General features: G+C 72.6%; 1 protein-coding gene and 1 pseudogene. Both read left to right on the top strand.

Annotated elements, in window-relative coordinates:
* Positions 1–98 precede the first annotated feature (98 nt).
* Entirely contained in the window at positions 99–1181 is a 1083-nt protein-coding gene (gene pheS / locus HMPREF3105_RS10270; protein WP_012750956.1) for a phenylalanine--tRNA ligase subunit alpha, read from the top strand.
* A gap of 3 nt (positions 1182–1184) precedes the next feature.
* Positions 1185–1864, top strand: a pseudogene (locus HMPREF3105_RS10265) (phenylalanine--tRNA ligase subunit beta); the annotation flags it as partial.

The raw sequence follows: 1864 nt of genomic DNA, 5'->3' as shown, positions 1-1864 counted from the left end.
AGAACCTCATGACCCACAACACCTAGGCCGAGCGCGCCCGGGGCGGACACTAGACTGACGGGCGTCCCACCGTCCCCCATGCGAAGGTCGTTGCCCTGATGACACCCAGCCCCGAGACCGGCGCGGAGCCCACCGCGCCCGTGGCGGAGATCTCCCCCGTGGACGCGGAGGCGGTGGAGGCCGCCGTGCAGGCCGCGCTCGCCGCGTACGAGGCCGCGGCGGACCTCGATGAGCTCAAGGCCGCCCGCCTGGCCCACACCGGCGACCGGGCCCCCCTGACTCTCGCGAACAAGGCGATCGGCGCTCTGCCCAAGGAGCGCAAGGCGGAGGCCGGCAAGCTCATGGGCGCCGCACGCGGCCGCCTGGGCAAGGCCCTGGCCGCCCGCACCGAGGTGCTCGAGGCGGAGCAGGCCGCGCGGATCCTGCGCGAGGAGACGGTGGACGTGACCACCGCGGTCCGTCGCCGCCGCGTCGGCGCCCGTCACCCGCTCTCGCTGACGATGGACCGTGTCTCGGAGATCTTCGTCGGCATGGGCTGGGAGATCGCGGAGGGCCCCGAGCTCGAGTCCGAGTGGTTCAACTTCGACTCCCTCAACTTCGCGCCGGACCATCCGGCCCGCGAGATGCAGGACACCTTCTTCGTGGCCCCGGCCGAGGCCCACCTGCTGCTGCGCACCCACACCTCCCCGGTGCAGATGCGCTCCCTGCTCGAGCGGGGCGCCCCCACCTACGTGCTGTGCCCGGGTCGCACCTTCCGCACGGACGAGCTGGACGCCACGCACACCCCGGTGTTCCACCAGTTCGAGGGCCTGGCCGTGGACAAGGGCCTGACCATGGCCCACCTGCGCGGCACCCTCGAGTACTTCGCCCGCCAGATGTTCGGGGCCGAGGCGGCCATCCGCCTGCGCCCGAACTTCTTCCCGTTCACCGAGCCCAGCGCCGAGCTGGACATCTGGCACCCCGGCGCCAAGGGCGGGCCCCGCTGGATCGAGTGGGGCGGCTGCGGCATGGTGCACCCGAATGTGCTGCGCGCCGCGGGCCTGGACCCGGAGGAGTACTCCGGGTTCGCGTTCGGCATGGGCGTGGAGCGCACGCTCATGTTCCGCAACGAGGTCCCGGACATGCACGACATGATCGAGGGCGACGTCCGCTTCTCCCAGCACTTCGGAATGGAGGTCTGATCCATGCGCATCCCCCTGGACTGGCTGCGGGAGTTCGTCCCCGTGCCCGCGGAGCACCGTGCCGAGGACGTGATGGCCGACCTCGTCCGCGTCGGCCTCGAGGAGGAGGACGTCCACCGTCCGGCCGCCGAGCTGCAGGGCCCGATCGTCGTCGGGCAGGTGCTCTCCAAGGAGCCCGAGCCGCAGAAGAACGGCAAGACCATCAACTGGTGCTCCGTGCGGGTGGTTCCCGAGGGCGCCGCCCAGCCGCTCACCGGCGAGGGCATCGAGCCCTCCGGCGTGCAGGGCATCGTGTGCGGCGCCCACAACTTCGAGGTCGGGGACAAGGTCGTCGTGACCCTGCCCGGCGCGGTGCTGCCCGGCGACTTCCGCATCAGCCCCCGCAAGACCTACGGCCACGTCTCGGCCGGGATGATCGCCTCCAGCACGGAGCTGGGCATGGGCGACGACGGCACGGACGGGATCATCGTGCTCGGCGACCTCGGGCTCGACCCCGAGCCGGGCACCGACGCCCGGGACGTCCTGGACCTGCACGGCGAGGCCGCCGAGATCAACGTGACGCCCGACCGCGGCTACGCGTTCTCGATGCGCGGCGTCGCGCGCGAGTACGCGCACGCCACCGGCGTGCCCTTCACGGACCCGGCCGCCGCCGTCCACCCGCCGGCGGCCGACGACGCCGGCCC

The sequence above is a fragment of the Micrococcus sp. HMSC31B01 genome, assembly GCF_001816085.1.
Lineage (GTDB): Bacteria > Actinomycetota > Actinomycetes > Actinomycetales > Micrococcaceae > Micrococcus > Micrococcus luteus.
Note: the sequence above shows the minus strand (reverse complement) of the source record. Positions and strands in the feature narration are given on the sequence as shown.

Excerpts from the sequence above, each read along its gene's own strand:
- pheS (WP_012750956.1), top strand. The coding sequence starts at position 99 with ATGACACCCAGCCCCGAGACCGGCGCGGAGCCCACCGCGCCCGTGGCG.